The following is a 5,701-nucleotide window of genomic DNA, read 5'->3' as shown; positions in this document are numbered from 1 at the left end:
TGTATGTCTTATTATGGAGCTGTATGAAGCACACAGGTATTTACTTGAAGTAGATGGATTGCTATCAGATAGTGAGGTAAGGATCTTTAAGGCGTTAATGAACAGAGAAGGGAAGCCATCTGATATCAAGTCAGCACTTAGGCGGTTGTGCCTGTATATGTATAGGTATTGTGGCAAGAACCCTATCATCTTAATAGATGAATACGATACACCGATACAAGAGGCTCATCTGCACAGATACTACGGGGAGATGGTAGAGCTGATGCGGGGCATATTGGGTCAGGCATTAAAGGATAACAGTTACTTAACAAAGGCTGTGGTTACTGGCATAACACGTATCTCTCAGGAGAGTCTATTCTCTGGACTGAACAACATCTCAGTATATTCAATGCTAAGAGAGAGGTTTGGGCAATACTTTGGATTTACAGAAGATGAGGTTGTAAAGCTACTGGAAGAAACAAAGCAACCGGTATCGCTTAGTGAAATAAAGGAGTGGTACAACGGCTATCAAATAGGCAAACATGTATTGTACAACCCCTGGTCTATAATCAACTGCTTGGACAACGAAGGAATACTACAGGAGTACTGGTTAAATACGTCAAGCAATGCGTTGATAGGGGATCTGTTAAGGAAGGCAAAACCTGTAGTGAAGAAGGAGTTTGAGGAGTTATTACAGGGGAAGGTAATAACACAAGCACTGTCTGAGAACTTGGTATTTCCCGATATAAGAAAGAAACCGGAAGCGTTGTGGAGTTTGTTGTTGTATGCAGGATACTTGAAGGTAGTGGAGAAGGAAAGGCAAGGTAACAAGCTGATATGTCATTTATTGATACCAAACAAAGAAGTGAGCTTTGTGTACGATGACATAGTAGATGATTGGTTTAGTGAGGCAATAAGCATAGAGTCATACGATAGCTTTGTGAAGAGCTTGGTGGATGGAGACATGGAGAAGTTTGAGATGTACATCACAAGCTATATCATGCAAAGTGGGAGCTACTTTGACTTTAATAAGAACACACCTGAGCGAGTGTTTCATGTGTTCATATTGGGTTTGGTAGTGGGACTGAGAGGAGAATACTACATACGGTCCAATCAAGAATCAGGGCTTGGAAGATTTGACGTAGTGATGCTACCAAAGCAGAATGAGAGAGCTGGCATCTTACTAGAGTTCAAAGCAACAGACGACACAAGGAAGCTAAAGGCAAAAGCAAAAGAAGGCTTAAAGCAAGTGAAGGATAAGCAATACCTGGAGCTATTTAGACAGAACGGAGTGAAGGAAGTACTGGCGATAGGGTTGGCGTTTTGTGGGAAGCACATGGAGCTGGTATGCCAAAGGCTCAATGAGATTTAGCACCACTACCGATGACGAGCAGGGTACTATTATAAAATTGTAACACATTCTAAATATTACAGTTGCGTGAATGTAAAGACTAAAGTAGGGTCTCGGATAATGTTATGAGTCTTATCCGTTCTATCCTATGATGCTGATTAGGAATAATAGGTTTTGGTCACATGTTTTAGGGTTCACCCTGTTATTTATCACACTGGTGCTGCTGGTTCCTGCGGGCGCCATCACTTTGGAGTTTAAACGTGAAGAAGATAGAGCTGAGTTGATCAGGAACATGTTTAAGGATAGGCAGATTGAACTAGGACATGCAGATGGCATGAGCCAGAAAGCAGTAAGGCGCAGTGAGAAAATATCGGACAAACATCAACTCTCTTCATTGCCTCTCTCGCTTGCCCAACTCAATGGGGTCAGTCCAGGATTTATACGAAAAGCATGATGTGAAAGACAATGACATTAAACAACAGTAGATTTAGAAGAGTCTGAGGAAGATGCGAATTAAGTTGTGTGCAAAGCTGTTCCTGATAATTGCCCTTATGGCATTGCCGTTTGAGGGATTGATGTCTGGGGAAATCGTTAAGCATGTCAAGAAGGAACATGTGACGTATCCGAACGTATGGAGACATAGCGTACCAGGATATATAGTGGATGTGTATTTTAGTCCGGATAGAAAGGTTATTGTACAGTTTAAAGCATGTTCGTGTAAGGGGTGTTGTGAGGGTAGCATTGAAGGCTGGAGGGGAAGAGAAGAACATTATGTTTTAGAATTCTTTACAGGTATGACTACTAAAATAGGAGATGAAAGAAAATTTGGTGAGTTTGTGAAGAAGAAGAATTTAAAGTTGTATAGAGCAGACAATAACCAGATTAGATTGCAGAGCGGTTTGAACATTAGGACATACTGCGCTGAACAGAGCAAAGAATGTATGTATAATGGGTTGTTACGATGTCTTTTAGTAAAGGGAAGAGTGAAGCCAGGAGAGGTGTTAAAGAAAGGTGCGCGCAATACGAAGAGCTTCTCTATTGTTCGAGTATACGATCAAGTCACGAGGGAGAGATATGAAGAAGGTGATGAGAAGATATGTGGGAAGGGAGGAACGTTTCTTTATAAGAAGCTAGCTTTTTTTGGTAGAAATTTGGTTGCTTTAGATGACAATACTTTTTTAGCTTACGATAAGTCAGGTGATTTAATTGTACGGTTTAATGAGAATCTGAAGACAAAGTTTAGAGCTGGAAATCCGTCATGGATAAACGGTATGATCCTAGAGGGTGAATTCTTCGTGTTACCTTATGCTAGGATTAAAGCATTGGCAAGTAAAGTGAAGGAAGAAGGAGAATATACTGTACAGGGATTACATGATAGGGTGTTATTAGATATACGTAACAAGTGCGGTAGAGGACAAAGGTTGACAAAAGATGGATGGGTGCCCGATCCATTTCCAAAGGGATGCAAATGAGGTTGCACATGAAATTGTTAGTGATAATGATTTTGATATTGTTACCGTTAAGTGAAGTGATGTCAGAAGAAGGAGGTGTGGTCAAGAAGAAGTATCCACCATATCCAGACATATGGGGGTATAATTTTTCTGAGAATCACGGTGGTTCTGGGATATACTTAGCACCGGATGGCGAGGTTGTGGTCAGTTTTAGTAAGTGCTCCTGTAAGGGCTGTTGTGAGGGGAAGGAGAAACAGTGGATTGGAGAGTTAGTGTATTATGTACGGAAGTTTTTTGAAGGCACAGACATAAAGATTGGTGATGCGATAGCTCGCGATCAGTTTATAAAAGACAATGGTTTGAAGGATACATGGAAGATACCAGATAATGAGATTACATTAAGGAATGGCATAACTGTGCTTGCATCTTGCTCAGGGACTGGTAGGTTGTGTCGACACAATGAGATGAGGCAGTGTACTCTGATAAAGGGTAGGAAACAACCTGGAGATGATCGTGTATATAAATACCACGAAGGTGTAGAGAGTTTTTACGTTGTGGTGCTTCAAGATGATATATCCACAGAGGTGTCAGAAACTGAGGATTATTGTGAGTGTAGAGCGTTAGGAACTACTTTTTATAATCAGTTGAGTTTTTTCCCTAATCGCCTAGTACCTTTAGATGATAATACCTTTTTGGCTGGTGGTAGTAATGGTAGTGGGAGCACTGCAATAGTACGTTTTGATCAAAATATGAACAGTAAATTTCAGTTATCTGGTAGTGTGGAATTAGCACCAGGAGAGATAATAGAAGGGAGGATATTTGCGATACCATCTTCAGCAATCGACGGCGATTATGCGGAGCTATGTGTAAAGGAGTACGACGGAATTCAAGGATTACATGATTTGTTGCTATTGTATTTATATGAAGAGTATGGCAGGAAAAAATAAGTTCAAACAATAGGAGGTTACAAGATGGCTGTAATAGATAAGAAGTCTGAAGCTAAGGAGGCTAAGGTCGATAATGTAGGGAAGGATTTTAGGATGGTCTGAGGAAGATGCGAATCAAGTTGTATGCAAGGCTGTTGCTGATGATTACTCTTATAGCGTTACCGTTAGGTGAAGTGATGTCAGAAGAAGGAGGTGTGGTCAAGAAGAAGTATCCACCATACCCAGACGTGTGGGGATATGATTTCCCCAACGCTTATGGGGGTGTTAGAACATATTTAGCGCCAGATGGAGAGGTAATTATGAGTTTCGAAGGGTGTTCATGTGAAGGGTGTTGTGAAGGGAAGGAAGAACAGTGGACAGGACAACTAGTGTATTATGTACGGAAGTTTTTTGAAGGCACAGACATAAGAATTGGGGATGAGGTAGCCCGCGATCAATTTGTGAAAGCAAATGGTTTAAAGGATGAGAGGGAGATAGTAGATGATCAGATTACATTAAGAAATGGAGTCACCATATATTCATACTGTGATAGGGGAGGTAAACTATGTTACCCAGATGAACTAGAACACTGTACATTGACAAAAGGTAGGAAGAAGGCGGGTGATAACTACCTCAACAGATATCAGAAAGATGCGGAGGTTTTTTCTATTGTAAGACTTTACAATAACATCTCTATGGATATGTCAGAAGATATTGGAGGTAAGTACGATTGTGGAGGGAATGGAGGACCACTATTTTATCACCAGTTGAGTTTCTTTTCAAGCCGGTTCATAGCTTTAGATGATGATACATTCTTAGCTTGCAGTATTTGGGGTAATGAGGTAGTACGTTTTGATCAGAATATGGAGACTAAATTTCAGTTATCAGGTAAGGTGGAGCTAGCACCAGGGGAGGCGATAGAAGGAAAGCTGTTTGTAGTACCGTATTCTGTAATTCAGAGATTATCGACAGAAGTGTATCAAGATGATGATTATAGGATACAGGGATTGCATGATAGATTATTGTTGTATTTGTATGAGCAGCATGGGAAGAAGGAAGGCAACATCAAACAATAGGGGGTTAAGCAATACTAATGAAGTGGTATATTAAATTGCTATTGATGGTTTTGATGTTGTTACCATTGAGTGAAGGAATGTCAGAAGAAAGTGGTATGGTCAAGAAGAAATATCCACCATATCCGGATGTATGGGGGTATGATTTTCCCCACGCTCATGGAGGTGTTGGAACATATTTAGCTCTAGATGGGGAAGTGATTATGAGTTTTAAAGAGTGTTCGTGTGATGAATGTTGTCAAGGGAAGGAAGAACAGTGGACTGGAGAATTAGTGTATTATGTACGAAAGTTTTTTGAAGGCACAGACATAAAGATTGGTGATGAGGTAGCCCGCGATCAATTTGTGCAAGCAAATGGTTTAAAGGATGCGTCGGAATACTCGGGATCCATATCTAATAGTCAGATTACATTAAGGAATGGAATAACTATAGATTCATACTGTGATAGTGGGGGTAAATTGTGCCAATCCAGCGAGCTAGAACAGTGTATATTGACAAAAGGTAGGAAGAAGCCTGGTGATAATTACCTCAACAGATATCAGAAAGATGCAGAGGTCTTTACAAGGCATTTATTGTTACAGATAGTCAGCATGCTCTTTGATCGTAGTTTCAGTTCTTCAGAAACATCTAAGGGTTCAACACGATGTCCCACCCCAAAATGGACCGGCAACCCCCCAGGTCCATCACAAACTTTGCACGGCATACTACCCCCATATTCTATACTCCCCTCTAAATTGATGCAGCTCACACATAGCCATCATCAATTCCGCACTATCGCTATTAATTTTAATGACAAACTACATTATAGCCTGATCCACAGCACCATGAAGACACACTAGTCCACTCCATTAAGGTATCTAACAGAGGAAAATCCTCTGGCGTTCCACTTAAGGATGTGTCTCGGTTCACTCTCATACTTTC

At 40.7% G+C, this 5,701-nt stretch carries 6 protein-coding genes; all 6 read left to right on the top strand.

Annotated elements, in window-relative coordinates; translation table 11 throughout:
• A partial coding sequence (locus EDM53_RS01905; protein WP_130121885.1) for a PD-(D/E)XK nuclease domain-containing protein occupies nucleotides 1-1,351 on the top strand: 1,351 nt, incomplete at its 5' end.
• A 196-nt stretch (nucleotides 1,352-1,547) separates the two neighbouring features.
• Entirely contained in the window at nucleotides 1,548-1,784 is a 237-nt protein-coding gene (locus EDM53_RS01900; protein ID WP_130121883.1) for a hypothetical protein, read from the top strand.
• Nucleotides 1,785-1,881: 97 nt separating this feature from the next.
• Nucleotides 1,882-2,802, top strand: coding sequence for a hypothetical protein (locus EDM53_RS01895; protein ID WP_207215410.1), 921 nt, complete (start codon nucleotides 1,882-1,884; stop codon nucleotides 2,800-2,802).
• A gap of 8 nt (nucleotides 2,803-2,810) precedes the next feature.
• On the top strand, nucleotides 2,811-3,728 hold the full coding sequence (locus EDM53_RS01890) for a hypothetical protein (RefSeq protein WP_130121879.1): 918 nt from the start codon (nucleotides 2,811-2,813) through the stop codon (nucleotides 3,726-3,728).
• A 107-nt stretch (nucleotides 3,729-3,835) separates the two neighbouring features.
• Nucleotides 3,836-4,783 carry a hypothetical protein gene (locus EDM53_RS01885; RefSeq protein ID WP_130121877.1) on the top strand — a complete coding sequence of 316 codons (948 nt, stop codon included), beginning with the start codon at nucleotides 3,836-3,838 and terminating at the stop codon, nucleotides 4,781-4,783.
• Nucleotides 4,784-4,800: 17 nt separating this feature from the next.
• Nucleotides 4,801-5,619, top strand: coding sequence for a hypothetical protein (locus EDM53_RS01880; protein WP_130121875.1), 819 nt, complete (start codon nucleotides 4,801-4,803; stop codon nucleotides 5,617-5,619).
• Nucleotides 5,620-5,701: the final 82 nt, after the last annotated feature.

Origin of the sequence: Rickettsiales endosymbiont of Peranema trichophorum (genome assembly GCF_004210275.1) — a bacterium.
Taxonomy (GTDB): domain Bacteria; phylum Pseudomonadota; class Alphaproteobacteria; order Rickettsiales; family Midichloriaceae; genus RICK02.
Note: the sequence above shows the minus strand (reverse complement) of the source record. Positions and strands in the feature narration are given on the sequence as shown.